This is a genomic window from Streptomyces sp. NPDC057638 (assembly GCF_042800315.1).
GTDB lineage: Bacteria > Actinomycetota > Actinomycetes > Streptomycetales > Streptomycetaceae > Streptomyces.
Genome location: NZ_JBHVHF010000011.1, coordinates 36,339 through 61,740, shown reverse-complemented (window position 1 = coordinate 61,740; position 25,402 = coordinate 36,339). Strand labels below are relative to the sequence as shown.

The following is a 25,402-nucleotide window of genomic DNA, read 5'->3' as shown; positions in this document are numbered from 1 at the left end:
GTGCGGGGCGGTCCGGTCGACCGCCGCACCGCCCGGGGGCTCAGCCCAGCAGTTCCCTCAGCGCGATGTTCAGCTCCAGGACGTTGACCCGGGGCTCGCCGATGAAGCCGAGGATCCGGCCGTCGGTGTGCTTCTCCACCAGCTTCTCCACCCGGTCCGCGTCGAGCTGGTTGCGCTCGGCGACCCGGTGGATCTGGAGCCTCGCGTACTCCGGTGAGATATGCGGGTCCAGGCCGGAGCCGGAGGAGGTGACCGCGTCGGCCGGGACATCGGCGGGGCTGACCCGGTAGGTCGCGGTGGAGTTGTCCGCCACCACGGCGGCCTTGGCGTCCTTGACCCACTGGAGCAGTTCCTCGTTGTCGCCGGAGCGGTTGGTGGCTCCGGAGAGGATGAGGCTGTACTGGGTGTTGACGCTGTTACTGCCCAGACCGCCCGCCGGGCGCCCGTGGAACCAGCGCGGATCGGGCCGGGCGGCCTCGTCGGGGTCATCCGGGTTCTGCTTCGGCAGGTGGTAGCTCTGCCCGATCAGGGAGGAGCCGACGACCTTGCCGTCGGAGGTGATCTCCGAGCCGTTGGCCTTGTCCCGGAAGAGGGTCTGGGCGACCCCGGTGACGGCGAGCGGGTAGAGGACGCCGCAGACGACCGTGAGGACGAGCAGGGCGCGCAGGGCCGCCGCGAGCAGTCGGCCCGAGTTGCGTACAGAGGTGTTCATGGTCGTCACCCGATGCCAGGGATGAGGGAGATGAGCAGGTCGATGAGTTTGATGCCGATGAACGGGGCGATCAGACCGCCCAGTCCGTAGACCGCGAGGTTGCGGCGGAGCATGGTGTCGGCGCTGCTGGGCCGGTAGCGGACGCCCTTGAGGGCGAGCGGCACCAGCGCCACGATGATCAGCGCGTTGAAGATGACCGCCGAGAGGATCGCGGACTCCGGCGAGGACAGCGCCATGATGTTGAGCTTGTCCAGGCCCGGATAGGCCACCGTGAACATCGCGGGGATGATCGCGAAGTACTTCGCCACGTCGTTGGCGATGGAGAAGGTGGTCAGGGCGCCCCGGGTGATGAGGAGCTGTTTGCCGATCTCCACGATCTCGATCAGCTTGGTCGGGTCGGAGTCGAGGTCGACCATGTTCCCGGCCTCCTTGGCGGCGGAGGTGCCGGTGTTCATCGCCACGCCCACATCCGCCTGGGCCAGTGCCGGGGCGTCGTTGGTGCCGTCGCCGGTCATCGCGACCAGCTTGCCGCCCGCCTGCTCCCGCTTGATGAGGGCCATCTTGTCCTCGGGGGTGGCCTCGGCGAGGAAGTCGTCGACGCCCGCCTCCTCGGCGATGGCCCGCGCGGTGAGCGGGTTGTCACCGGTGATCATGACGGTCTTGATGCCCATCCGGCGCAGTTCGTCGAACCGCTCCCGCATGCCGTCCTTGACCACGTCCTTGAGGTGGATCACCCCCAGCACCCGGGCGCCGTCGGTGTCCTCCACGGCGACCAGCAGCGGGGTGCCGCCCGCCTCGGCGATCTCGTCGGTGATCCGGTCGGCGTCGGCGGAGACGGTGCCGCCGCGCTCGGTGACCCAGGCGGCGACGGAGCCCGTGGCGCCCTTGCGGACCAGGCGGCCGTCGATGTCGACGCCGGACATCCGGGTCTGGGCGGTGAAGGCGATCCACTCGGCGCCGGTGAGATCGCTCTGGTGGCGCTCGGCCCGTCCGTACCGCTCCTTGGCGAGGGCGACGACGGAACGGCCCTCGGGGGTCTCGTCGGCGAGGGAGGAGAGCTGGGCCGCCTCCGCCAGTTCGTCCGCGCCGACGCCGGAGACGGGCACGAACGCGGCGGCCTGGCGGTTGCCGTAGGTGATGGTGCCGGTCTTGTCGAGCAGCAGGGTGGAGACATCGCCCGCCGCCTCGACGGCGCGCCCGGACATCGCCAGGACGTTGCGCTGCACCAGCCGGTCCATGCCCGCGATCCCGATCGCGGAGAGCAGCGCGCCGATGGTGGTGGGGATCAGACAGACCAGCAGCGCGGCGAGCACGATCAGCGAGGTCTGCTCATCGGCCCCGGCGTAGCCGGCGAACGGCTTGAGGGTGACGACCGCCAGCAGGAAGACGATGGTGAGCGAGGCGAGCAGGATGTTCAGCGCGATCTCGTTGGGCGTCTTCTGCCGGGCGGCGCCCTCCACCAGGTTGATCATCCGGTCGATGAAGGTCTCACCGGGCTTGGTGGTGATCTTGATGACGATCCGGTCGGAGAGGACCTTCGTGCCCCCGGTCACCGCGCTGCGGTCACCGCCGGACTCCCGGATCACGGGCGCGGACTCGCCGGTGATCGCGGACTCGTCGACGGAGGCGACGCCCTCGACCACATCCCCGTCACCGGGGATGACGTCCCCGGCCTCACAGACCACCAGGTCGCCGACGCGCAGTTCCGTGCCCGGCACCCGCTCCTCGGCGTCGCCCGCCAGCCGGCGGGCGACGGTGTCGGTCTTGGCCTTGCGCAGGGTGTCGGCCTGGGCCTTGCCCCGGCCCTCGGCGACGGCCTCCGCCAGATTGGCGAAGATCGTGGTCAGCCAGAGCCAGACGGTGATCGCCCAGCCGAACCAGTCACCGGGGTCGGTCAGCGCCAGACCGGTCGTGACGACCGAGCCGATCAGCACGACGAACATCACCGGGGACTTGACCATCACCCGCGGGTCGAGCTTGCGCAGCGCGTCGGGGAAGGACTTCAGCAGCAGTGCGGGGTCGAACAGCCCCGCGCCGACCCGGCCGCCCTCGCCCGGCCCGCCGCTGACGGGCGGCTGGGCGTGCGGGGGCCGGGTGGGGGTTATCGTGCTCATGACGCGAGCCCTTCGGCGAGCGGTCCCAGCGCCAGCGCCGGGAAGTAGGTCAGACCGGTGATGATGAGGATGGTGCCGACGAGCAGGCCCGCGAAGAGCGGCTTCTCGGTCCGCAGCGTCCCGGACGTGGCGGGCACCGGCCGCTGCTCGGCCAGCGAGCCCGCCAGCGCGAGGACGAAGACCATCGGCAGGAACCGCCCCAGCAGCATCGCGATGCCGATGGTGGTGTTGAACCACTGGGTGTCGGCGTTGAGGCCCGCGAAGGCGGAACCGTTGTTGTTGGCGCCCGAGGTGTAGGCGTAGAGGATCTCGGAGAAGCCGTGGGCGCCCGCGTTCGTCATCGAGTCGCCCGGGGTGTCCAGCGCCATCGCCGCGGCGGTGAAGCCGAGCACCAGGGCCGGGGTGACCAGGATGTAGCAGGCGGCGAACTTGATCTCCCGGGTGCCGATCTTCTTGCCCAGGTACTCGGGGGTGCGCCCCACCATGAGGCCCGCGATGAAGACCGCGATGACGGCCATCACCAGCATCCCGTAGAGACCGGAGCCGACCCCGCCGGGCGCGATCTCGCCGAGCTGCATCCCCAGCATGGTGATGCCGCCGCCGAAGCCGGTGTAGGAGGAGTGGAAGGAGTTGACCGCGCCGGTGGAGGTGAGCGTGGTCGCCACGGCGAAGATCGACGAGCCGCCGATGCCGAACCGGGTCTCCTTGCCCTCCATCGCGCCGCCCGCGGCCTCGAACGCCGGGCCGTTGCCCGCGAACTCGGTCCACATCATCAGGGCGGTGAAGCCGACCCAGATCAGGGCCATGGTGCCGAGGATGGCGTACCCCTGACGGACATTGCCGACCATCCGGCCGAAGGCCCGGGTCAGCGAGAAGGGGATCACCAGGATCAGGAAGATCTCCAGGAGGTTGGAGAGTCCGTTGGGGTTCTCGAAGGGGTGGGCGGAGTTGGCGTTGAAGTAGCCGCCGCCGTTGGTGCCCAGCTCCTTGATGGCCTCCTGGGAGGCGACGGCGCCGCCGTTCCACTGCTGCGAGCCGCCGAGGAACTGGCCGACCCCGTGGATCCCCGAGAAGTTCTGGATGGCGCCACAGGCCACCAGCAGCACGGCGGCGACCACGGAGACCGGCACCAGGATCCGCACGGTGCCGCGCACCAGGTCGGCCCAGAAGTTGCCCAGCTCACCCGTACGGGAGCGGGCGAAACCCCGGACCAGCGCGACGGCGACGGCGATACCGACGGCCGCCGAGACGAAGTTCTGTACGGCCAGCCCACCGGTCTGCACCACATGGCCCATGGCCTGCTCGCCGTAGTACGACTGCCAGTTCGTGTTCGCCACGAAGGAGGCGGCGGTGTTGAAGGCCTGGTCCGGGTCGATGGAGGCGAATCCGAGCGAACCCGGCAGCGACCCCTGCACCCGCTGGAGCAGATAGAGGAAGAGGACGCTGACGGCGGAGAAGGCGAGGACCCCACGGAGATAGGCGCTCCAGCGCATCTGTGTGTTCGGGTCCGCGCCGATGGCCTTGTAGATCCACTTCTCGACCCGCAGATGGCGGTCGGAGGAGTAGACCCGGGCCATGTAGTCACCCAGGGGGCGGTAGACCAGGGCGAGCGCCACCATCAGCGCCAGCAGCTGGAGCACACCGGCAAGTACGGGACTCATATCCGGGCTAGAACCTCTCCGGGTACACGAGGGCGAGGACGAGATAGCCCAGCAGGGCGACGGCGACGATGAGGCCGATGACGTTCTCGGCGGTCACAGCTTCGTCACCCCCTTGGCGACGAGGGCCACCAGCGCGAAGACCGCGAGGATGGTGGCGACGAAGGCCACATCGGCCATCGTGAACTCCTGAGGATTCGGCCCTGTGCGGACCTGGTGGTTTGGGACGTTCCGAGGAAACCTCTTTTCAGACATCCCTCCTCTCTCGTTGACACGTCCCATACGGCCCCGCGCCCCCTCTTGACGCTTCCTGTACGAGTTCCCGTACGCGTGGGCCCGGCCCCACCGGCGGGTTCCGGCCCACCCGGCGGTGGGGCCGCCGTGCTGGTGGGGACGGAGGTGATGCCAGGACGGCCGTGCTGGTGGGGACGGAGGCGGCGCGGGGGCCGCCGCGGGACGCGGGCGCTGGCCGGGCCCACCCGGAGGTGGAGCGGCGCGGGGGCGCGGCGACGCGGGCCCACCCGGAGGTGGACGGCGCGAGCCCACACGGAGGTGGAGCGGCGCGGGCCCACACGGATGGGGCAGGCGCGGGGGCGCGGCGGCGCGGGCCCGGCGAGGATGGAGGCGGCACGGCGGACACCACCCCGCCCCAGGGAGCGGAGCGCCCCCATGAGCGCAGACCCACCCGCGAGCGAAGCGGTCTCCGCCCGCTGCCGTGCCTGGCTCCTCCAGGGCCTGAGTGATCAGAGCGCCCGCCACCCCGGCCCCCACGGCACCCCACCCGCCGAGCACCGTGGCCACCGCTGGTGGCGGGTGATGTGTCTGACGGGGGTGGACTACTTCTCCACCCTGGGCTACCAGCCCGGTATCGCCGCCCTGGCGGCTGGTCTGCTCTCCCCGCTCGCCACGCTGGGGCTGCTCGCGCTCACGCTCGGGGGCGCGCTGCCCGTCTACCGCAGGGTGGCCCGGGAGTCCCCGCACGGCGAGGGGTCGATCGCGATGCTGGAGCGGCTGCTGCCCTGGTGGTCGGGGAAGCTCTTCGTCCTCGTACTCCTCGGGTTCGCGGCGACGGACTTCATCATCACGATCACCCTGTCCGCCGCCGACGCCTCCGCGCATGTGGTGGAGAACCCGTACGCCCCGGCGTGGATCCACGGCACCAACCTCTGGATCACCCTGGTTCTGCTGGGGCTGCTCGGGGCGGTGTTCCTCAAGGGGTTCCGGGAGGCGATCGGGGTCGCGGTGGCGCTGGTGGCGGTCTATCTGGCGCTGAACGTGGTGGTGCTGGCGGCGGCCGCGTACGAGGTCATGACCGCGCCGGTCGTCGTGGACGACTGGTGGCGGGCGCTGACGGCGAGCCACTCCTCGGCCTGGGCGATGATCGGGGTGGCGCTGCTGGTCTTCCCCAAGCTGGCGCTGGGGATGTCGGGCTTCGAGACCGGGGTGGCGGTGATGCCCCAGATCCGGGGCGACCAGGGCGACACCCACGCCCATCCCACCGGGCGGATCCGTGACACCCGCAAGCTGCTGACCACGGCGGCGCTGATCATGAGCGTGTTCCTGTTGCTCTCCAGCCTGGCGACGACGCTGCTGATCCCGCAGGCGGCCTTCCAGCCCGGTGGCCCGGCGAACGGACGGGCGCTGGCCTATCTCGCCCACCGCTATCTGGGAGAGGTCTTCGGCACGGTCTACGACGTGTCCACCATCTGCATCCTCTGGTTCGCCGGGGCCTCGGCGCTGGCCGGGCTGCTCAATCTGGTCCCCCGGTTTCTGCCGCGGTACGGGATGGCACCGGAGTGGACCCGGGCGGTGCGTCCGCTGGTGCTGGTCTTCGTGGCCATCGCGGTGACGGTGACCTGGTACTTCGACGCGAACGTGGACAAGCAGAGCGGCGCCTACGCCACCGGAGTGCTGGTCCTGATGCTGTCGGCGGCCTTCGCCTCCACCGTCGCGGCCCACCGGGCGGGCCACCGGCGCTCCGCGCTGGGGTTCGGCACGATCACGGCGGTCTTCGCCTACACCCTGGTGGCGAACGTGATCGAGCGCCCGGACGGTCTGAAGATCGCGAGCCTGTTCATCCTGGCCATCCTCGCCACCTCCTTCGCCTCCCGGGTCCATCGCGCCTTCGAGCTGCGCGCGGCCGAGGTGGTCTTCGACGAGACGGCCGCCGGGTTCGTCGACCACGCGGCGGCGAAGGGCCCGCTCCGGCTGATCGCCAACGAACCGCAGGAGCACAGCACGGCCGAGTACCGGCTCAAGGAGTACAGCCAGCGGCAGGAGACCCATATCCCCGGCGGCCGCCCGGTGCTCTTCCTGGAGGTCTTCATCCGTGACTCCTCGGAGTTCACCGCCGATCTGCTGGTGCGCGGGGACGAGAAGTACGGGGTGCGGCGGCTGCGGGTGGAGGGCACGACCGTGCCGAACACCATCGCGGCGGTGCTGCTGGCCGTGCGCGACCGTACCGGACGGGTGCCGCACGCGTACTTCACCTGGACGGAGGGGAGCCCGGTGACGCAGTTGCTGAGCTTCCTCGTCTTCGGCGTCGGCGAGGTGGCCCCGGTGACCCGGGAGGTGCTGCGGCGGGCGGAGCCGGATCCGGGACGGCGGCCCCGGGTGCATGTGGGGTGAAGGACCGCCCGGCCCGCCGGAGACCTCCGGGTCCGAGGAGAAGTCGGTTGCCCGAAGGCGATGATCACGGGTGCAATACGCGCCATGATCACCAAACGTCGGCTTCACGGCGGGACGAGCGCACGACGCGGCCCTCGCCACAGCACCCTCCGCGCCCGCCGCACCACCCGGGAGCGCACCGGATGAACGCGACACCATCGCCCGCCGAGGCGGCGCGGACCGCCGGACCCCCCGTCCTGATCGGTGCCCTCGCCCCGCTCACCCGGCCCGGCTGGGTCGAGGCGGGCCGCCATCTGCTCGCGGGCCTCGACCTGGCCGTACGCGAGGTCAACGAGGGCGGCGGGATCACCGGACGGCCCCTGGAACTGGTGGTACGGGACACCGCGGCCGATCCGCACCGGGCGGCGGCCGCCGTCGACGAACTGGCCCACCTGGGTGTGGCCGCCCTGGCGGGCGAGTACCACAGCGTCGTCGCCCGCGCCGCCGCCAGCCGGGCCGACGCCCTCGGCCTGCCGTTCCTCTGCTCGTCGGCGGTGCTCGACGCGCTCACCGACGTACCGACGCGTCAGGTCGCGCGGCTGGCCCCCGCGCAGTCCCACGGCTGGCGGATCTACGCGGACTTCCTGCTCGGCGCGGGCCACGAACGGATCGCCGTGGCGACCGAGCCGAGCCTCTACTGGGCGTCGGGCACCCGGCTGCTGCGGGAGCGCCTCGCGCCTCACGGCGGCACCGTGACCGAACTCGACACGCGCGCCCTCACCCCGGCGGCCGTGTGTGACGCGCTGGCCGAGCAGCGCGCGACGGCCCTGCTGCTCCTGGTCGGCCACCCGGAGCCCGCCGTGCCGCTCGTCCGGTCCGTCCGCCGTGACCCGCGCCTGACCGACGTCATGATCGGCGCTCCCGCCGGGCAGCCGGAGTTCGCCGGCTGGGCGGAAGCGCTGGGCGCCGACGGCGCCGCGATCCCGTTTCTGCGCTATCTGCCCGAGCGTCTGGGCCCCCTCGGCGCCCGCGTCGCGACGGCCCTGCGCGAGCGGCTGGCCGAGCCGCCCTCCTTCGTCGCCTTCGAGGGCTATGACACGATCACGGTCCTCGCCGCGCTGCTCCGCGCCCGGGGCACCGACGGGGCGCGCGGCGACGTGCCCTGGCCGGGCGTCACGGTCGAGGGCACCCGGGGGCGGATCGGGTTCTCCCGGGCGCCGGGTATCAGCGTGTGGCAGTGGTCGTGGGCACCGGTCCAGATCGCCGACCGGGATCCGGCGGCCCTCGACCGTTTCCGGATCCTGCGTACCGGCTGAGTACGGGTGGCGACGCGGCGGCGCGCGGGGGAGGCGCGAAGCCCCCGCCGTCGCTCCCCGGGGACCCGCTGCGGATCACCGGTCACGGGTGCGAGGACGGCTCCGTCAGCCCATGGGCGGCATGTTGGTGCGGCTCAGGCTGACGTAGACGGGCTGGTACGCGGAATTGACATAGCAGTTGGCCAGAGCGGCCCCACGGGAGAGGACGCCGAAGACGATGCCGTTGCCGTCGAGAACGGGCCCGCCGGAATCACCCGAGCAGGCCCGTTCACCATTCGGCCCGTCCAGTTGGGTGCTGTTGAGGGCGACGAACCTGGCCTGCTTGAGCCGAGGCCACCAGCTCGACGACCATCGAGGTCAGCCAGGTCAACCGCATCAAGTGCACGGCCCCCGCCGGGACACCGGCGCCCCTCATCGGGGCGACGGCGCGCAACCACGAGGGCTACGACACCACCAGCTACGCCCCACCGGGGCATCTGCACCTCTATGCCGACCTGCTCCTCACCGCACAGACGGCGGGGGTCTACACCTGCCGCCTGTACGGCTCGACCGGGCTGAAGAACCGGCCGGAGGTCGTCTACCACCTGACGGCGATCGCGAACAACACCTGGCTGGAGGTCACCGACACGGACCAGGTCGGTGCGAACTGGTGGCAGAACACCGCCTGCGAGAGCAGGGACCAGACCGTCCCGGGCGGAGCCTGCACCTACATCGGAGCGACCAACGCCCCCAAGGACGCCTGGGTGTTCTATGACGACGGGACCGTGCGACAGAAGTGGGAGGCACACCCGAACGCCGTGACGGTGTCCGCCCAGGCGAACCTCTCACTGACGACGTGCTACCAGGGAACCAGTTCCTGCCACCCGGACAGATTCGCGTTCCCCCGTGACACGAACGCGGTCGTGGACACCCGCTTCGAGTTCATCCAGCTCGACCCCACCGGCCACGCCTGCCGCATCCACCCCTGGGCATCTCGCCACACCATCCTCGACGACGCCCACCACTACGCGGCCTCCTACGCGCGGCCCAACCTGCCCATCGACGCCACCTGCGGCACCCGTACCTTCATGATGCGCATCTACGTGAAGCATGTGTCGGGACAGACAGTGAAGATCGACGGCACGCAGTTGGGTGCGACCTCGCTGACCAACGGGATCGCGTTCAACAACTTCTGACCGAGCCGGTCCACTCCCGGGAGAACCGGGCCCGCGCGCACATCGGCGCGGCGCGCGGTCCTCCCGCACCGGTGACCCTGTGCCCCCGTGCGTGCCCCCGGCCGACGAACACGCGGGCCGGTCCAAGGCCGGTCGACGCACCCGCCGGGCATGAGGCCCCTTGCATCATCACCCACGGACCCCGTCAGCGTGCCGCCCACCCGCTGGGCCGCCCATCGGTCCACACCGCCGTTGTCACCCCCGAGGCCGACAAGGGCGAGGAGCCCGAGCTACCGATCCCGGCCTACCACCGGGACGGGCCGTGCCCACGCCGTCACACCGACCCCGACGCCCAGACACACAAGAACTCTCAGCCCGGCCGAAGCCGTGCCGGGAGTTATGTAAAACACAAGCGGGCAATTATGTGAACTACCCATGGCGTCCGAGGGGGGACTTAGACTCTCCTCTCGGGCACCAGCCCCCAATGGCTCTGACCTGGGGAAACACCCTCCGGCAAGCCGGATTTAGCCGGGCGCTTCTCCCCTTCTTCACTGCTGTTTCCTGCACTTTCGGGCCTCTGCTGGTCATGCGTGGCCAAGCCGACCCGACCCGCCGATCGGGCTCTTCCTCGGACGGGCCGGGACCATTCCGGTCCGTCGAGCCGGACGCCCCACCTGCGCGGCCCACCAGGGGGCGCGGACGGGGCGTCGCGGGTCTCGCTAGACGTGCTGGGGCGCGTTCAGGGAACGCAGCTCGGTCAGTCGCCGTTGGTACAGCGGCCCGGCCACATGGGCGGCGCGTGCCTCGCTGGGGGCGGACTGCTCGATCAGGTGATGGGCCACGGCCTTGAGGTGTGCCGACCACGCGAGCACGTGCTGTTGCGCGGTGCGCCCGCACTCCTGCGGCTCTCCCGGGAGACACAGCGGAAGCGTGGGACCGACCTTGTTCGCGGCGTGCCGGATGTACCCGGCGATGACCGCCCACTCCTCGTCGCTCCGCTGGACGGCGTCGGGGGAGGCTTCCGTCCCCCACCTGCCGAAGTCGTCTCCGTGGTCGTCCATCTGCGCACCCCAGGGTTCTCGGAGGGTCAAGCGGGTGCGCCGATCGTAGCGGCTTCGGCTCCCGCGTCCGCCTCCCTCGGGTCGCAGTGCCCGACCGAGGGAACGCAGGGCTGGCACGGTCCGCACATCGGAAGGAACTGCGGGGGCGTGCAGGACTGCGCCCCCTCCCCGTGCACGGCCGTGATGTCGGCGGTCACCCGGGCCATCTGCGAGCCGCCCCAGATGTCGGCGAGCGGCGTATCCCGCACGTTGCCGATGGTGAGGAACCGTCCCAGGACACAGGGCCAGACGTCACCGGTCGGGCCGATGGCGCACTTCTCGTGGGCACAGTGTCCGCACAGGTCGGCGATGGTCGGTGCGGCTCCTCGGCTGGCCCGTCCGAACGCGCGGGTCCGGTCGCCGCCGATCTCTTCGACTCCGAGTGCCGCCAGATCCCGCGCAGCCTCTTGGACGCGCTGGCCCGGGTTCACTGCGACGACTCCGCCCCTCAGCAGGATGCCCCGCTCAAGCGCCTTGGCGACGTTCGCACGGGTACGCCTGTGAGACCCCTTGAGCCGGGTCACCGTGTCGTGGTCCTCCGCGCTGTCGGAGTAGTACGACGTTGCCAGCTTGACGCCGCACGCCGTGAAGGTCTCCCACAGCTCCTCCCGGATGTGGGTCAGGTTCGAGAACACCTCGATCCCCAGCCCCGCCCCGTGCGCGTGCTCGATCAGCTCACGGAGATGCGGGTACAGCGTCGGTTCCCCGCCGATGAACTGAACGTCCCGTGCTCCGATGGCCGAGAGCTGATCGATGGTGTTCTTCCAGTCCGGCACGGTCATCGTGCCGTGCGTCCCCTTGGGGGACGAATCGGCGTAGCAGTGGTCACAGAACTCGTTGCAGAGTCCCGTCACCTCTAACCACGCGAACTTCAGCAGGTTCTGGGCAGTGCTCATGGTGAGACTCCTTACGACGGGGGGATGGTGGTTTCCGCTGAGCGGGGAGCGAGTGTCAGAGGTTGTCCGTCAGGGCGAGCGCCACGGTGGCGAAGCACAGGACGACCACGCCGAACGCGAACGTCGGCCACGCGGCGCGTCCGAGGAACCGCTTGACGACCGCCCACGCCCCCCCCGGGCGGAACTCCGTGCGGCTGCGTGTTGCTGCTCGGCGACCGGTGGCCGGATCACGGCTTGCCCCTGCGACTTCTCTGGTTGACCTCCACGAGCCTGCTCAGCAGGCCGTTCGCGGTCCGCTCCGCCTGCGGCACGTAGTCCGGGCACCGCTCCGATCCACACCGGCACTTCGGCCACCGCAGGGCATCCCCCGGAACAAGGTCTGCTCCCTCCGGGCCGGGGTCGGCTTTCTGCATCAGGAGCACCCCGGCCACTCCGCGCGCTCCGGAGAGACGGGACAGGAATCGTCGGGCCTCAGTGCTGGGCTTCATACCGTTCAGCGTCGGCCTGCGGAGGGTCGGCATCCATTGGCCCGGCATGGGCCCCCACATGGGCCAAGTTGTAGGCCAGACTGGGTCGATGCGACCGTGATCGGGGCCAACATCAGGCGTCTGCGGAGACAGCGCGGATGGACTCAGGCGCGCTTAGCGTGGGAGCTGTGCCGTGCGGCGGGGGTCCAGGGTGAGCCGGTCAGTGCGCAGGAGATCAGCAGGTGGGAAGCCGGTCGGCGCACTCCGCGCGACTGGCTTCCGTTTCTCGCTGCCGTACTGGGGGTTTCCGTGGACATGCTCACAGGCCCTCCAGTGCCCCCGGAACCGGCGATGCCGGCGCTCGCCGCCTACCTGCCCGACGGGGACCCGCTGGCCCCTCTCAGTGCCAAGAGCGGGCGTCGCATCGGCGAGGGAGTCGTACTCGACCTGCACCAGAGAGTTCACGGGCTGCGCCTTGCCGACGATGTCGTCTACGGACTGGATCTCATCGGGCGGGCGATGCGGGACCTGCGCGCCGCCATCACCCTCTACCAGGAAGCCCGGCACACCGAGGAGACCGGCCGCCACCTCTTGAGTCTGATCGGAGAGTTCGCTCAGATCGCCGGATGGATCGCCAGCGATGCCGGGCAGCACACCGACGCGGAGCGCATCTACCGGCTGGGACTCAGCGCGGCCCAACAGGCCGAGGACCACACCTTGGCCGGGAACCTCGCCGGTTCACTGGCCTACCAGCTCAGCAACACCGGCCGCGAAGCGGAAGGGCTGGTCCTCGCTCGCACGGCCCTGGCCGAGGCCGGGCCGGACGCGCCCCCGAAAGCCCGCGCGCTATACCTCGACCGCGTCGCCTGGGCACACACGAAGGCCGGGGGACCTGAGAACGCCCAGCACGCCATGCGGGCCCTCGGAGAAGCCGGGGAAGCACTGGCCGAGGACAGCGAGGGAACCGAGTCCCCGACCTGGCTGTACTGGGTGGACGCCGGTGAACTCAAGGTCATGGAATCCCGGGTCTACACCGAGCTGCACCGACCACTCCGGGCCGTGCCCCTCCTGCGGGATGTGCTCAGCCGGTACGACGCAACCCACACCCGGGAACTCGCGCTCTACCTGTCGTGGCTCGCCGTGGCCTACGCCGACGCCAACGAACCAGAGGAGGCGGCGGCGACCGCAGAGCGGGTCATCAGCCTGTCGGCGGACGTGGCCAGCGAGCGGACAGCGGAACGGGGACGGGTCGTGCTGGCCCGGCTTGCCGAGTATGCGCACGTGCCTGATGTACGAGCGGTACTCGACAGCGCGGCGTGAGTGGCTTCCTGACCAAGGTCGAGGGTAAGGCGGGCGTACAGCTCACGGACAAGGCGATCGAAACGCTGAGGGGGATCGATGTCGAGGTCTCCGCGAACGCCCGGCACCACTCGCCGGGCTACACGATGACTCGGTACGGCCGACGCCGTGCCGAAGGGGCGAAGAAGCTCGCGGCCTCCAGCGCGAGCCGGATCAACCTAGGGTGGGCTGGTCTAAAACTCGCTGGTGCGCGGGTCACGCTGCGGGTCACGCAACTACCCCATAATGCAAAAAACCCCAGATGAACTGGGGTCTCTGCTGGTGTCCGAGGGGGGACTTGAACCCCCACGCCCGATAAAGGGCACTAGCACCTCAAGCTAGCGCGTCTGCCATTCCGCCACCCGGACCGGGTGTGTCTTCCCCGGGGTTCTCCCCGGGGCGACATGGACAACAATACCAGGGCTTTCGGGTGCTCCGAACCGGCATAAGCCATGGTCAGTGGGGTGGGGCGGGGGCGGAAGGGCGGAATGTGGCCGGGTGGGCGCGGTGGGTGACGGCGGGTGTTTCGGTGGAGGTCAGGGCATCAGGTGGTAGTCCGGGAAGTTCCCCGGCAGTCGTTCCCCGGCCGGGCCCTCGGTCACCGAGTGGATCAGCAGCTCACCTCCGACGAAGGCACCGCGCCAGGAGGCGCCGAAGCCGCCGAAGAGCTCCTCGCGGTCACCACGGGAGCGGGGTTTGCCATGGCCCGTCTTGAAGGCGCGGATCTGCGGGGCGAGGCGGTCGAAGGTGGCGCGGTCGTCGGTGGAGAGGGTGGCGACCAGGGCGCCGTTGGAGGCGTTCATCGCGGCCAGCAGCTCGGCCTCGGTGTCGACGAGGACGATCGAGTCGACCGGGCCGAAGGGCTCGGCGTGGTGCAGCGGCGAGGACGGCGGCGGAGCGAGCAGGGTGACGGGGGCGAGATAGGCCGCCGTGTCCTGGCCGGGCAGGAAGGCGTCCTGCGGCAGGGTGCCCCGGTAGAGCGGGACGGCACCCCGGTCGATGGCCTGCGCGACGTATCCGGCCAGCTCAGCGGCTTTGGCCGCGTTGATCACCGGGCCGTAGTCCAGGGTGGGCAGGGGGTCGGCGGGGTCGGCCACGGCCAGCGGGTGACCGGTGCGTACCGACCGTACGGCGGGGAGATAGGCGTCCAGGAAGTCCGCGAACAGCTCCCGCTGGACCACGAAGCGCGGATAGGCGGTGCAGCGCTGCTTGCCGTAGTCGAAGAGCTTGGGGATCACGGCGGTGAGGGAGTCCCAGTCGGAGTACTCCCAGATGCCCCAGGTGTTCAGGCCCTCCTGCTCCAGGATGTGCCGCTTGCCGAGGTCGGCGACAGCGGTCGCGATGCGTGCGCCGGTGTCCCGGCCGCCGACGAAGGAGACACAGCCGATCTCCGGGGAGCGGACCAGCGCCTCGGAGAGCTGGCCGCCGCCACCGCTGACGAGGGTGATCGGGATGCCTTCGCGGTGGGCGAGCGCGCTGGCGAGGGTGAGACAGGAGAGCCCGCCGTCGGTGGGAGTCTTCGCGATCACCGCGTTCCCGGCGAGGGCCTGTACGAGCATGGCGTGGACCAGCACGGACATGGGGTAGTTCCAGCTGGCGATATTGGAGACGGGCCCGTTCAGCGGGGTGCGGCCGGCCAGCATGGGTTCGACACCGTCCACATACCACCGCACCCCGTCGATGGCGCGGTCGACATCCGCCTGGGCCAGCCGCCACGGCTTGCCGATCTCCCAGACGAGCAGGAGGGAGAGCAGCTCACGGTGTTCGGTGAGGGCGTCGAGGGTGGCGATGACGCGGGCGCGGCGTTCGGCGAGGGGGGTGGCGCGCCAGGCGCGGTGCTGGTCGAGGGCGGCTCGTACGGCGCTCTGGGCGGTGGTGGAGTCCAGTTTGGGCGGGCCGGTGATGGCGCTGCCGTCGACGGGGGTGGTGGCGGGGGCGGGGGTGCCGTCGCTATGCCAGTCGGCGGCCCACAGATTGCGTACCCGGTCGTCCTGGAAGGCCTCGGGCGCGACGGCGAGGCAGCGTTCCCAGGCGTCGGACCAGGCCGTACCCGGTTTCAGCAGCCGGGCGGCGGCGGAGGTGACGGGGGACGCGATGGTTGCCATGTGGTGTCTCCGCTCGGGAGGGGGCGGGAGGGCCGGACGGGCCGTGGCCGGTGACACTCACCCGGCGTCGGTGACCGCGTGGCGGGGCGGTGGACGGGTGCTGCGGGCGGGTGGTCGGCCGAGTGTCGTGGCATCGGGGCGCCGCGACGGCGGCTGTCCGCGTCCTGATGGGGCCGGATGCGGACGGGACGCGGGCGTCCGCGCGGCGCGGACGGTCTCATTCGCTCTCGTACGGTCTCGTGCGGTCTGGTGCGGTCTCGTACGGCAGCGATGCTACGGGGGCGCTCTTGGGAGGGAGTGGTGATCCCCTGGATGTTTCCCGGTGGGGACGCGTCGCGGTGGCCCGGTGGATGTGTGGCGGGGACGCGTCGCGGGTTCGCCGGGGATTCGCCGGGGATTCCGCCCTGGGCTCTGTTCGGTGGGGTCGTCGGCCGTCAGAGGGGCTTCACGGGCCGGGCCCGCGCCGGGCGGCGGCGCGGGCCTGGTGAGTGGTTCCCGTCATCGTCGGTGCCGTGGGTGGTTCAGCAGTCCTCGCGCAGGGAGTGGAGGTGCGCGCTCGACTTGCGGGCGAAGAGGAACGAGTCGGCCGGGTTGTCGTGCTCGGCCTGCCAGTGGTGGTCCCGGCGGCCGCCGGGAGTGCGGTTCACGGAGGTGAGGAAGCGCCGGTAGTCGATGTCGCCGTCGCCGATGTCGGTCATCCGGTAGCCGTCGCGGGTGTCGGGCGCCCGGGTGCCGTCCTTCACATGGAAGAGGGGGTAGCGGTCGGGCTGGCGCAGGACGTACCGGAGCGGATCGAAAGGGGCCGGGGTGCCGTCGGGGCGCCTGCTGAAACGGTGCTGCGCCACATAGGCCCAGAAGACGTCCATCTCCAGGAAGACGAGGTCGGGGTCGGTCTCCGCGAGCAGCACGTCGTACAGGCGCACATCCGGCCGGTCCTCGGCGAAGGAGAACTCCTCGGCGTGGTTGTGCTGGTAGAACCGCATCCCCCGGCGGCGGGCCGCCTCGCCATAGGTGTTGAAGTCCTCGGCGGCGCGCTTCCACGCGTCGACCGTGGAGCCATAGCGGAACGGTCCGGCCGGGGTGCCGACGTACCGCAGTCCGAGGGCCTGCGCGTCGTCGAGGACCTTCTCCAGGTTCTGCGCGAAGGTGTACGCCTTCGGGTCGCTGGAGTAGTAGCCGACATGGCTGCCGATGGGCCTCAGGCCGTGGTCGCGGGTGAGCCGACGGAGCTGGGCCAGGGTCAGGGGACCGGCCGAGCCCTGTCCGTACCCGGCGAACTCCACCTCGTCGTAGCCCAGTCGGGACAGCTCGGCGAAGACGGGCGCGAAGCCGAGCGTGGTGACCTTGTCGCGGAGGGAGTAGAGCTGGATCCCGAGGCGGCCCCGGGGCAGGACCGGGCGGCTCCGGCCCCGGCCCTGGGACCGGTCACCGGGGGCCGCACCGGCGGGGCCGGTGCCGACGGGGTGGGCGGCGGCCGGGACGGCGGCCGCGCCGAGCAGCGCGGCGGCGGTGGCACCGGCCGCCACCCCGAGCACACCCCGTCTGCTGAGCCGGTGGACGAGCTCCGGGTCACTCTGTCTGAACAAGCGGTTCATTGTGGATAACTCCTCGCTGTCAGTGGGGTGTGGTTCAGTGGAGATCGGTCGGGCGGTACGGACCCGTCCGTGGAGATCGGTCCGGCGGATCGGTCGAGCGGTACAAGGCCGTCGCGGCCGCGGAGGACGGACCGTTCGCGCCCGAACGCTCGGGCCGGGCCAGGGACCGGGCCAAGGACCGGAGACTGAGGGGGGAGCTCGGGACGGACGCTCAGGACAGACCGGCGAGGCTCAGCAGCAGGGCCTTCACATCGGTGGCCGCGACACGGCCACCCACGGCACGGGGGGTGGAGCACAGGATGAGCGGACCTTCGTCGTCGCTCGGAGGACGGCGGCCATGGCTGCCGCGAATAGGTGAGGGATCGAGCGGCACCACCGCCATGCGGTAGCGCATCCCCAGCTTCTTGCGGACGAGTGCCGTGGCGGCACGCAGCCTCACATAGGGGTCCCGTGGATCCATGAAGAGCTCGACGGGGTCGTAGCCGGGCTTGCGGTGGATCTCCACCAGCGGGGCGAAGTCCGGCGCACGGCCGTCGTCCAGCCAGTAGTAGTAGGTGAACCAGGCGTCGGGCTCCGCGATGGCCACCAGTTCACCGGAGCGGGGGTGGTCCAGTCCCTCGGCCTTCTTTCCCTCCTCGTCCAGGAGGCGTTCGAGGCCGGGCAGACCGGTGAGGGCCGCGCGAGTGGCGGGCAGGTCCTCGTCGCGGCGCACATAGACATGGGCGATCTGGTGGTCGGCCACGGCGAAGGCGCGTGAGGCCATCGCGTCCAGGTACTCCATACCGTCCTGGGTGTGGACCTCCAACAGCCCCGCCTGGCGCAGGGCACGGTTGATGTCGACGGTACGGCTGACCCGGGTGATGCCGTACTCCGACAGCGCGACGACGGTACGGCCCTCCTGGCGGGCGTCGCCGAGCAAGGGCGCCATCGCGGCGTCCAGGTCAGCGGCGGCGCGGTGGGCGCGCGGGTCGTCGGGGCCGAAGCGCTGGAGGTCGTAGTCGAGATGAGGGAGGTAGCACAGGGCCAGATCGGGACTCCGGGTACGCAGCACATGACGGGTCGCGTCCACGATCCACCGGGAGGAGACGATGTCCGCGCCCGGTCCCCAGAAGCGGAAGAGCGGGAAGGTGCCGAACCGCTCGGTCAGCTCGTCATGGAGGGCCGGGGGGCGGGTGTAGCAGTCGGGCTCCTTGCGGCCGTCCGCGTAGTAGACGGGCCGGGGTGTGACGGTGATGTCGGTATCAGCACCCATCGCGTACCACCAGCAGATGTTCGCCACCGTGTAGCCGGGGTGCGCGCGGCGGGCCGCGTCCCAGAGCCGGTCGCCCGTGACAAGGCCGTTGTGCTGACGCCACAGCAGGACGTCGCCGAGTTCACGGAAGTACCAGCCGTTGCCGACGATGCCGTGCTCGGCGGGGAGCGTCCCGGTGAGGAACGTCGACTGGGCGCTACAGGTCACGGCGGGCAGCACCGTGTCCAGGGGCGCCCGGGAGCCGGACTCGGCGAGGGCGCGCAGCCGGGGCATATGGGCGAGGAGGCGGGGGGTGAGGCCGACGACATCCAGGACGAGAAGGGGGGTGGGAGGAGCGGGAGGGACGGGGTGGGTGGGGGGAGGGGGGGAGGGGGCCCCGGAGGCGGTCACGGCAGCTCCTTCAGCCCGAGGTCGACCAGCAGATCCCGGGCCAGCCTCAGTTCCGCCGCGATCCCGTCCGCGAGCTGGGCGCGGCTGTGGGGCCGCTGGGCGGCGGGCAGGGTCTGCCAGGTGTAGGTCTCGACCTCCAGGTGGCGGGTGAGCGGGGTGGACTGCCCGACGAGGTGGGCGAGCGCCTCCTGGAGGACGGGCAGGGTGTGGGTCAGTGGCGGCTGCGGCGGCATGTGCAGCGGGACGTGGAAGTGGGAGCGCCAGGGGGTGCCGTCGGGCAGTACCCGCCCGGTCAGTGCCTCGTCGAGGTCGTCGGTGCCGCGCAGCCCCGCCGAGGTGCGGGTGCGGGTCTGGTGGAGGAAGCGGGGTTCGGCGAAGGAGGCGAGGGCGGCGCGCACCTCGGGCAGATGGGGTTCCTCGGCGTGGAGGGCGGCGGAGAGCTGGGCCTTGGGGATGGTGACCCCGGCGTCGGTCAGTGCGGTGAGCGCGGTCCGCGGGTCTTCGAAGGAGGTGGCGAGGTGGCAGGTGTCGACACAGACTCCGATCCGTGCGGAGCCGATGGCGGTGAGGGGTTCGATGGCGTCGGCGGTGGTCTCGACGGCGCAGCCGGGTTCGGGTTCGAGGGCGACGCGGATGGACGTTCCGGTGAGGTCCGCGAGCGCGTCCAGCCGTTCGGCGAGGGTGGTGAGCGCGGTGTGGGCGGTGTGCGCGGCCCGGTCGTCGAAGGTGGTGCGCCAGCCGAGGGGCAGGGTGGAGATGGTGCCTTCGGTGAGGTCGTCGGGGAGTAACACGGTGAGGAGCCGGGCGAGGTCGGTGGTGTGGGCGAGGCGTTCGGGGTCGGTCCAGTCGGGCCGGTAGACCCGGTGTTTGACCGTCTGGGAGCCGAAGCCCCGGTAGGGGAAGCCGTTGAGGGTGACGACTTCCAGGCCACGCCGGTCGAGTTCACCGCGCAGTCCCCGGAGCGCGCCGGAGTCGGCGGTGAGGGCGCGGGCGGCGTCGCGGGCGAGCCAGAGTCCGATGCCGAGCCGGTCACGGCCGAGGCGGCGGCGGACGGGTTCGCAGTGGTCGCGGAGTTGGGCGAGGACGCCGTCGAGGGTCTCGGCGGGATGGACGTTGGTGCAGTAGGCGAGGTGGACGGTGGTGCCGTCGGGGTGGCGGAAGCGCATGGTCGGCCGCCTCTCCTAGTTTCCGCCGGGACGGTTGTGGCCGGGGGTGTCCTGGCGGGGGATGTCCTGGCCGGGGGTGTCCTGGCCGGTGCGGCCCCGGCCAGGAAGGTCACGCTCGGCGCGGGCCCGGTCGGCGCGGGCCCGGTCGGCGCGGGCCCGGTGGGGAAGGTCACGGTCGAGGGGGCGGCTGGGGGGCTCCGTACGGGGCGGGGTCGTCTGTGGCGCTCCCCCGGCCGGTGTCGCTCCGGTCGCCATGGCCGCGGCCGCGTCGGTGGTGGTGGCTCCGCCCCGGAGGATGGAGTTGCCCTCGTGGAGGGCGTCGGCCGGGGCGGAGGCGTCGAGGCTGAGCCGTCCGCTGAGGCCGTAGAAGGCGACGGGGTTGCGCCACAGGACCTGGTCGACGTCGTCGTCACCGAACCCGGCGGCGAGCATGGCCTCGCCGACCCTGCGGGTGCTCAGGGGGTCGCTCTTGCCCCAGTCCGCGGCGGAGTTGACCAGCACTTTCTCCGTTCCGTACGTCCGGAGGAGGGTGACCATACGGGCGGGGTCCATCTTGGTGTCGGGGTAGATGGAGAAGCCGAGCCAGCAGCCACTGTCAGTGGCGTCCTTTACGGTCGTTTCATTGAGGTGGTCCAGCAGGACCCGGTCCGGGGGGAGGGCTGATTCATGGATGACGTCGAGGGTGCGGCGCAGTCCGGCGAGCTTGTCGCGGTGGGGGGTGTGGACGAGGGCGGGCAGCTCGTGGTCGGCGGCGAGCTGGAGCTGGGCGGCCAGGGCGGTGTCCTCGGCGGGGGTCATGGAGTCATAGCCGATCTCGCCGACGGCGACGACGGAGTCCTTGACGAGATAGCGCGGTAGTTCGTCCAGGACGGGGACGCACCGGGGGTCGTTGGCCTCCTTGGGGTTGAGGGCGATGGTGCAGTGGTGGGCGATGCCGTACTGGGCCGCGCGGAAGGGTTCCCAGCCCAGCAGGGCATCGAAGTAGTCCAGGAAGGAGGCGGGCGAGGTACGAGGCTGGCCGAGCCAGAAGGAGGGCTCGACCAGGGCGCGGACTCCGGCGTCCCGCATGGCCTGGTAGTCGTCGGTGGTGCGGGAGGTCATATGGATATGGGGGTCGAAGATGCGCATCAGGACTCCTCGGGGGGTTCGCCGGTCAGGGTCAGCAGGCGCGGCAGGTCTGGGGGGACGGCCCGTCCGGCGGCGGTGCGTTCGTCGGCGTAGTCCAGGAGCATGCGGGCGAGTTCCCGGTCGCCGTGGGCGCGCTCTTCCAGCTGGGCGACGGTGGTGAGGGGGACATCGGTGAAGAGGCATTTGAGGACGGCGTGCCGCCAGGCGTGGGCGTCCAGATGGCGGCCGCCGTAGTCGCCGACGGCGGCGGCGACCAGTCGGATGTCGTGGGTGCGCAGCGCGTCATGGATCAGCGGGAGGCCCGCGTCCGGGGGGCTGATGCTGTCGAGGTGGGCGAGGGCGAGGAGGACGGCCCGGCGTTCGGCGGCACTCCCGTGCTCGTAGAGGCGGGTGAGTGTGGTGATGCCGGGGCGCGCGGTGTGGAGGATCAGGACGCGTACGGGGTCGGCGAGTTCCGCTCCGCAGTGGCGGCCCGCGCGGGCGAAGCCCCGTTCCCAGCTGTCGGTGGACGGGTGGTCGGCGGCGTCGGTCAGTGTCTGGTCGAGCCAGGTGCGGGTGGTCTCGTCGAGCCGGGGGGCGAGGTCGTCGCGGCGGGTCAGCATGGGCGCGCTCCCTGGCGGGTGAGGAACTCGATCGAGGCGCGGGCGAGTTCGGGCCCCGCGTGGGAGTGGCGTGGGAGTTCGACGACGGTGAGCCCTTGGTAGCCGCTGGTGGCGAGGGCGTGCAGGACGGGCGGGAAGTCGATCTCGCCCGCACCGAAGGGGAGGTGTTCATGGACGCCCCGGCGCATGTCCTCGATCTGGACGTGCCGCAGCCAGGGCGCGGCGTCGCGGACGCAGTCGGCGGGGGTCCGTTCTTCGAGGCACTGGCAGTGGCCGATGTCGAGGGTGAGGCCGAGCTGGCCGGGGTCGCCGAGGAGGGCGCGTAGCCGGTGGAAGTCGTCGAGGGTGGCGAGGAGGTGTCCGGGCTCGGGTTCGATGGCGAGGGGGATCCCGGTGTCCTGTGCGGCGTGGAGGACGGGGGTGAGCGAGGTGGCGAGGCGTTTCCACGCCGTGTCGGGGTCGGTGCCGGGTGGGGTGGTGCCGCTGAAGCAGTGCACGGCGTGGGCACCGAGGTCGGCGGCGATCGTCATGGCGGTGGTGAGCAGGGCGGTGCGGGTGGCGCGGGCGGCGGGGTCGGAGTCGAGCAGGGAGGGACCGTGTTTGTGGCGGGGGTCGAGGATGTAGCGGGCGCCCGTCTCGATGGTGACGTCGAGTCCGAGCTGGTCGAGCCGGGTGGCGGTGTGGTGGACCCGGCGGGCCAGGTCGGGGGCGAGGGGGTCGAGGTGCATATGGTCGAGGGTGAGTCCGACGCCGTCGTAGCCGAGGTCGGCGAGGAGGGCGAGGGCGTCGCCGAGGCGCAGGTCGGTGAGTCCGTTGGTGCCGTAGCCGAGGCGGAGGCGGGCGGTGCGGTCATGGGCCGGGCCGGTCCGGGCGGGGCTGCCGGGGATGGTGCTCATGTGGGGCTCACCTTCCGGGTGAGGGCGCGGGCGAGCGGGGCGAGCCCGATGAGGGCGGCGGCGGTGGCGTGGCCAGCCGGGTGTCCGGCCCGGCCGGCGAGGGTGGCCTGGAGTGGGATCAGGGCGCGGATCCCGCCACCGACGGCCTGTTGGGTGAGCTGGGGTGAGGGGTTGAGCGTGGCGTGCAGATAGGGGGCGACGGCGGTGCGGAGATAGGCGGCGGCGGTGTGGGCGGGCAGCAGGTCGCCGGGGCCGGGGCGGGTGGGGTGGCGCCGGGGCGGTCGGGCGCTGTGGGCGGCGAGGGCGAGGGTGGTGGCGAGAGCGGCGAGCGGGGTGAGGGTGGATCCGCCCTGGGTCTCATGGCGGGAGACGGCGGTGAGCGCGTAGGTGTGGGTGCCGAGGGTGAGGGCGGCGGGCACCGCGGCCCGCACGGCGGAGGCGGTTGTGGTGGTGGTGAGGGTGGGTGCTGGGGTGGCGGGTCCGGTGGCGGAGGCGCCGGTTCTCGTCGGCCTCGCGGTCGCGGTCGCGCCGAGCAGCACGTCGAGGGTTCTGGCCGTGCCCATGGCCCCGGGGCCCCAGCGGGTGTGTTTGAGATGGAGGTCGTAGGCCCAGACGGTGGTGGCGAGGGCGGTGGCGACGGTGAGCGCGGGCCGTCCGGCGCGTGCGGCGAGCAGGAGACCGGTGGCGGTGAGGGTGGTGGCGGCGGTGAGCGCGGCCGCCGGGGTGATCCGCCCCGATGGGATGGGCCGGTGGGGGCGTTCGCGGGCGTCTTCGTCACGGTCGGCCCAGTCGTTGAGGGCCATACCCGCCTCGTACAGACAGAGGGACGTGCCGAGGGCCAGGAGGGTGCCCCGGTTGGGCGGCAGCCGGAGGGCGGCGGCTCCGGCGAGTGCGTCGCCGGGGACGGAGACGAGGGCGGAGACCCTGAGCAGTTCGGCCCAGGCCCGTACCCGGGAGGACAGCGGTGCGCGAGCGTCGGCGGTGGTGGCCCGGGGGTGCCGGGTGAGCCGGTGCAGCAGGGTCACGGTGCCTCCCGGAGCCGGTCGGCGAGATGGAGCAGCGCGGTGTACTGGTCGGCGAGGGACGCGGGCCCGCCGTCGGGGTCCTTGAAGTAGAAGCCGAGCTGGGGCAGGGGCCCGCGGAATCCCGCCTCGTGGGCGCGGGCGACGAGCCGGGCCAGATCGAGGACGAGGGGGGCGGCGAGGGCGGAGTCACAGCCCTGCCAGATGGTCTGGAGGATCATGCGGGAACCGAGGAAGCCGTCGAAGGCGATGTGGTCCCACGCGGTCTTCCAGTCACCGAGGGCGGGGACGTCGTCGATATGGACCTGGCCTTCGGGCGTGTGGCCGAGGGTGTCGGCGAGGACGCGTTCCTTGCCCGCGTTCTTCGCGGCGGCGGCCGCGGGGTCGGCGAGCGCAGCTCCGTCGCCGCCACCGAGGAGGTTGGTCCCGGACCAGGCACGGACGGCGAGGGCCCGCTGGGCGAACATCGGCGCGAGGACGGATCGGAGCAGGGTCTGACCGGTCTTGCCGTCGCGTCCCGCGTGGGGAAGCCCACTGGCTTCGGCGGCCTCGGTGAGGGCGGGGGTGTGCAGCCCGGTGGAGGGGGTGAAGTTGACATAGGGGCAGCGGGCGCGGAGCGCAGCGGCCGCGTACAGGGAGCTGGGGGCGAGCCGGGGGGCGCCGGGCAGCGGCCGGGGCTCGGTGGAGGCGACGTTGATGACGACGACCCGGGCGAGGCCGTGTCGTTGCCGGAAGTCGATGAGGTCGCGGGTGAAGCGGGCGATGAGTTCCTCGTCGGTACGGGTGTCGCCGTGTTGTGGCCCCCCGGGCCGTATCTCCTGGTCGGCGCGGGTGAGTTCGGTGGCGACGGCGGCGGGCAGCCGGGCCGGGAGGACGCCTTGGGCGGCGAGTTCCTCGGCTCGTTTGAGGAGGGGCGCGGTGGCGGTGTCATGGCCGCCGAAGACCAGGGAGGCCAGGGAGGGCAGCCGTACGGTGGTGAAGGGAGCCGTCTCGCTGACCATCCCGGTCGGCGGGTGGAGTCCGGCGCTGACGGCGGCGCATCCGGCGATCACGGTGGTGGCGACGGACCCGCGGGCGCCGACGAGCCAGACGCCGGTGCGCCGGGGAGGGAGACCGGGGAGGGGCGGTTCGCCGGGACCGTGGTCGGGGCTGTCGTCAGGACGGTTGTCGGGACCGTCGCCGGGCGTGTTCCGTGCCAGGAACGTGTCGGAGATGTCGCGTTGGGTCGCGGTATCCGGTGGTGCGGGGTATCCCGGTGGTTCGTCGGGCGCGCGGGTTCCGGGGCCTGGAGCGTGTTCGTCGTGGTGTGCGGGGTCGGGCGTGCGGGGCCGCTGGGCCGTGTCCGGGGCGGGCCGCGCGGAGCCGTCCGTGGGGTGAAGGTCGTGCGGGTTCTCCTGTGTCATCTCGGAGTCTCCTCAGTTCGCTGGCGGCGAGGTTCGATCGGGGCGTGGGACGACGGTGGGCGGGGGTACGGCCCCAGCCCGCCCACCGTCAGCTGGTGGGACGCCGGGCCGTATCGTCGGGTTCCTTCCGCTTTGGTGGGACTGGTGAACGCCTCGTTCCTCCTGTTGTCCCGCCGCCGCCAGGAGAGTCGCCCGCCGTTCCCCTGGCGATTTCCGTCCGCCTGAGACTGGGGGGCTTCCTGGACGCTGCGGGCTCGGGCGGGCTACCCGGGGAGCCCCAGGGACTCCCCGGAGTTGTCAGAACCCACCAGCAACCTCCCCAGACTCACTGGACCCACCGGACCTACCGGACCCACCGGGCTCTCCGGGACAGGAACGAAGCAGCTTGAACCCGGGCCGCGGGCGGCCGGTCCGGGCCAACCGCCCGCGGAGCCCGTCCCCGCCCGAAGGGCCCGGAGATACCCCTGGCGAACCCCGCGGG

General features: G+C 71.6%; 22 protein-coding genes, 1 tRNA gene and 1 pseudogene. 5 read left to right on the top strand and 19 right to left on the bottom strand.

Annotation, left to right across the window (positions count from 1 at the left end):
• Window positions 1-40: 40 nt before the first annotated feature.
• The 5 genes from ACFVIM_RS03095 to ACFVIM_RS03075 are packed head-to-tail and all read right to left on the bottom strand — an operon-like array spanning window position 41 to window position 4,739.
• Entirely contained in the window at window positions 41-712 is a 672-nt protein-coding gene (locus ACFVIM_RS03095) for a potassium-transporting ATPase subunit C (protein ID WP_384297650.1), read from the bottom strand.
• A gap of 5 nt (window positions 713-717) precedes the next feature.
• Window positions 718-2,826 (bottom strand): potassium-transporting ATPase subunit KdpB, encoded by a 2,109-nt coding sequence (kdpB, locus tag ACFVIM_RS03090; protein WP_384297649.1) that lies wholly within the window; start codon window positions 2,824-2,826, stop codon window positions 718-720.
• Entirely contained in the window at window positions 2,823-4,487 is a 1,665-nt protein-coding gene (kdpA, locus tag ACFVIM_RS03085) for a potassium-transporting ATPase subunit KdpA (protein WP_384297648.1), read from the bottom strand. Before kdpA ends, kdpB begins: the two co-directional genes overlap by 4 nt.
• Before the next feature lie 7 nt (window positions 4,488-4,494).
• Entirely contained in the window at window positions 4,495-4,584 is a 90-nt protein-coding gene (kdpF, locus tag ACFVIM_RS03080) for a K(+)-transporting ATPase subunit F (RefSeq protein ID WP_384297646.1), read from the bottom strand.
• Window positions 4,581-4,739 (bottom strand): hypothetical protein, encoded by a 159-nt coding sequence (locus ACFVIM_RS03075; RefSeq protein WP_384297645.1) that lies wholly within the window; start codon window positions 4,737-4,739, stop codon window positions 4,581-4,583. Before ACFVIM_RS03075 ends, kdpF begins: the two co-directional genes overlap by 4 nt.
• Before the next feature lie 414 nt (window positions 4,740-5,153).
• Here ACFVIM_RS03075 and ACFVIM_RS03070 point away from each other — a divergent pair, with 414 nt between their 5' ends.
• Together ACFVIM_RS03070 and ACFVIM_RS03065 are read left to right on the top strand one after the other, a co-directional pair.
• A complete protein-coding gene (locus ACFVIM_RS03070) occupies window positions 5,154-7,112 on the top strand; it encodes an amino acid transporter (protein ID WP_384297644.1) in 1,959 nt (652 codons plus the stop codon).
• Between the two features lie 182 nt (window positions 7,113-7,294).
• On the top strand, window positions 7,295-8,407 hold the full coding sequence (locus ACFVIM_RS03065) for an ABC transporter substrate-binding protein (protein ID WP_384297642.1): 1,113 nt from the start codon (window positions 7,295-7,297) through the stop codon (window positions 8,405-8,407).
• Between the two features lie 105 nt (window positions 8,408-8,512).
• Here ACFVIM_RS03065 and ACFVIM_RS03060 read toward each other — a convergent pair whose 3' ends face one another.
• A complete protein-coding gene (locus ACFVIM_RS03060) occupies window positions 8,513-8,695 on the bottom strand; it encodes a trypsin-like serine protease (RefSeq protein ID WP_384297660.1) in 183 nt (60 codons plus the stop codon).
• Window positions 8,696-9,150: 455 nt separating this feature from the next.
• Here ACFVIM_RS03060 and ACFVIM_RS03055 point away from each other — a divergent pair, with 455 nt between their 5' ends.
• A complete protein-coding gene (locus ACFVIM_RS03055) occupies window positions 9,151-9,582 on the top strand; it encodes a hypothetical protein (RefSeq protein ID WP_384297641.1) in 432 nt (143 codons plus the stop codon).
• A gap of 698 nt (window positions 9,583-10,280) precedes the next feature.
• Here ACFVIM_RS03055 and ACFVIM_RS03050 read toward each other — a convergent pair.
• The 3 genes from ACFVIM_RS03050 to ACFVIM_RS03040 all read right to left on the bottom strand — a co-directional run bounded on the left by ACFVIM_RS03050 (window position 10,281) and on the right by ACFVIM_RS03040 (window position 12,045).
• On the bottom strand, window positions 10,281-10,622 hold the full coding sequence (locus ACFVIM_RS03050) for a hypothetical protein (RefSeq protein WP_344476076.1): 342 nt from the start codon (window positions 10,620-10,622) through the stop codon (window positions 10,281-10,283).
• 26 nt (window positions 10,623-10,648) lie between these two features.
• A complete protein-coding gene (locus ACFVIM_RS03045) occupies window positions 10,649-11,557 on the bottom strand; it encodes a radical SAM protein (RefSeq protein ID WP_384297639.1) in 909 nt (302 codons plus the stop codon).
• A 227-nt stretch (window positions 11,558-11,784) separates the two neighbouring features.
• Entirely contained in the window at window positions 11,785-12,045 is a 261-nt protein-coding gene (locus tag ACFVIM_RS03040; RefSeq protein WP_384297637.1) for a hypothetical protein, read from the bottom strand.
• Between the two features lie 96 nt (window positions 12,046-12,141).
• Between ACFVIM_RS03040 and ACFVIM_RS03035 the strand changes: the two genes are divergently transcribed.
• Window positions 12,142-13,344: a helix-turn-helix transcriptional regulator gene (locus tag ACFVIM_RS03035; protein WP_384297635.1), complete on the top strand. Its 1,203-nt coding sequence runs from the start codon at window positions 12,142-12,144 to the stop codon at window positions 13,342-13,344.
• Window positions 13,341-13,628 (top strand): hypothetical protein, encoded by a 288-nt coding sequence (locus tag ACFVIM_RS03030; RefSeq protein WP_384297633.1) that lies wholly within the window; start codon window positions 13,341-13,343, stop codon window positions 13,626-13,628. Before ACFVIM_RS03035 ends, ACFVIM_RS03030 begins: the two co-directional genes overlap by 4 nt.
• Before the next feature lie 14 nt (window positions 13,629-13,642).
• Here ACFVIM_RS03030 and ACFVIM_RS03025 read toward each other — a convergent pair.
• The 10 genes and pseudogenes from ACFVIM_RS03025 to ACFVIM_RS02980 form a co-directional block, all read right to left on the bottom strand.
• Window positions 13,643-13,730: transfer RNA gene (locus ACFVIM_RS03025), tRNA-Leu, on the bottom strand.
• Window positions 13,731-13,898: 168 nt separating this feature from the next.
• The gene (locus ACFVIM_RS03020; RefSeq protein WP_384297632.1) at window positions 13,899-15,467 is read right to left on the bottom strand and encodes an aldehyde dehydrogenase family protein; all 1,569 of its coding nucleotides are present in this window, start codon (window positions 15,465-15,467) and stop codon (window positions 13,899-13,901) included.
• A 521-nt stretch (window positions 15,468-15,988) separates the two neighbouring features.
• A complete protein-coding gene (locus tag ACFVIM_RS03015; protein WP_384297630.1) occupies window positions 15,989-17,062 on the bottom strand; it encodes a sugar phosphate isomerase/epimerase family protein in 1,074 nt (357 codons plus the stop codon).
• 211 nt (window positions 17,063-17,273) lie between these two features.
• Window positions 17,274-18,704 carry an alkaline phosphatase family protein gene (locus tag ACFVIM_RS03010; RefSeq protein WP_384297629.1) on the bottom strand — a complete coding sequence of 477 codons (1,431 nt, stop codon included), beginning with the start codon at window positions 18,702-18,704 and terminating at the stop codon, window positions 17,274-17,276.
• Window positions 18,701-19,870 (bottom strand): metabolite traffic protein EboE, encoded by a 1,170-nt coding sequence (gene eboE / locus ACFVIM_RS03005; protein ID WP_384297628.1) that lies wholly within the window; start codon window positions 19,868-19,870, stop codon window positions 18,701-18,703. Before eboE ends, ACFVIM_RS03010 begins: the two co-directional genes overlap by 4 nt.
• A 282-nt stretch (window positions 19,871-20,152) precedes the next feature.
• Window positions 20,153-20,998, bottom strand: a pseudogene (locus ACFVIM_RS03000) (TatD family hydrolase); the annotation flags it as partial.
• Window positions 20,998-21,600 carry an EboA domain-containing protein gene (locus ACFVIM_RS02995; protein WP_384297626.1) on the bottom strand — a complete coding sequence of 201 codons (603 nt, stop codon included), beginning with the start codon at window positions 21,598-21,600 and terminating at the stop codon, window positions 20,998-21,000. The pseudogene ACFVIM_RS03000 and the gene ACFVIM_RS02995, both read right to left, overlap by 1 nt.
• Entirely contained in the window at window positions 21,594-22,496 is a 903-nt protein-coding gene (locus ACFVIM_RS02990; RefSeq protein ID WP_384297625.1) for a sugar phosphate isomerase/epimerase family protein, read from the bottom strand. Before ACFVIM_RS02990 ends, ACFVIM_RS02995 begins: the two co-directional genes overlap by 7 nt.
• The gene (locus ACFVIM_RS02985) at window positions 22,493-23,512 is read right to left on the bottom strand and encodes an SCO3242 family prenyltransferase (protein WP_384297658.1); all 1,020 of its coding nucleotides are present in this window, start codon (window positions 23,510-23,512) and stop codon (window positions 22,493-22,495) included. Before ACFVIM_RS02985 ends, ACFVIM_RS02990 begins: the two co-directional genes overlap by 4 nt.
• A 5-nt stretch (window positions 23,513-23,517) precedes the next feature.
• Window positions 23,518-24,717, bottom strand: coding sequence for an inositol-3-phosphate synthase (locus ACFVIM_RS02980; protein WP_384297656.1), 1,200 nt, complete (start codon window positions 24,715-24,717; stop codon window positions 23,518-23,520).
• Window positions 24,718-25,402 lie beyond the last annotated feature (685 nt).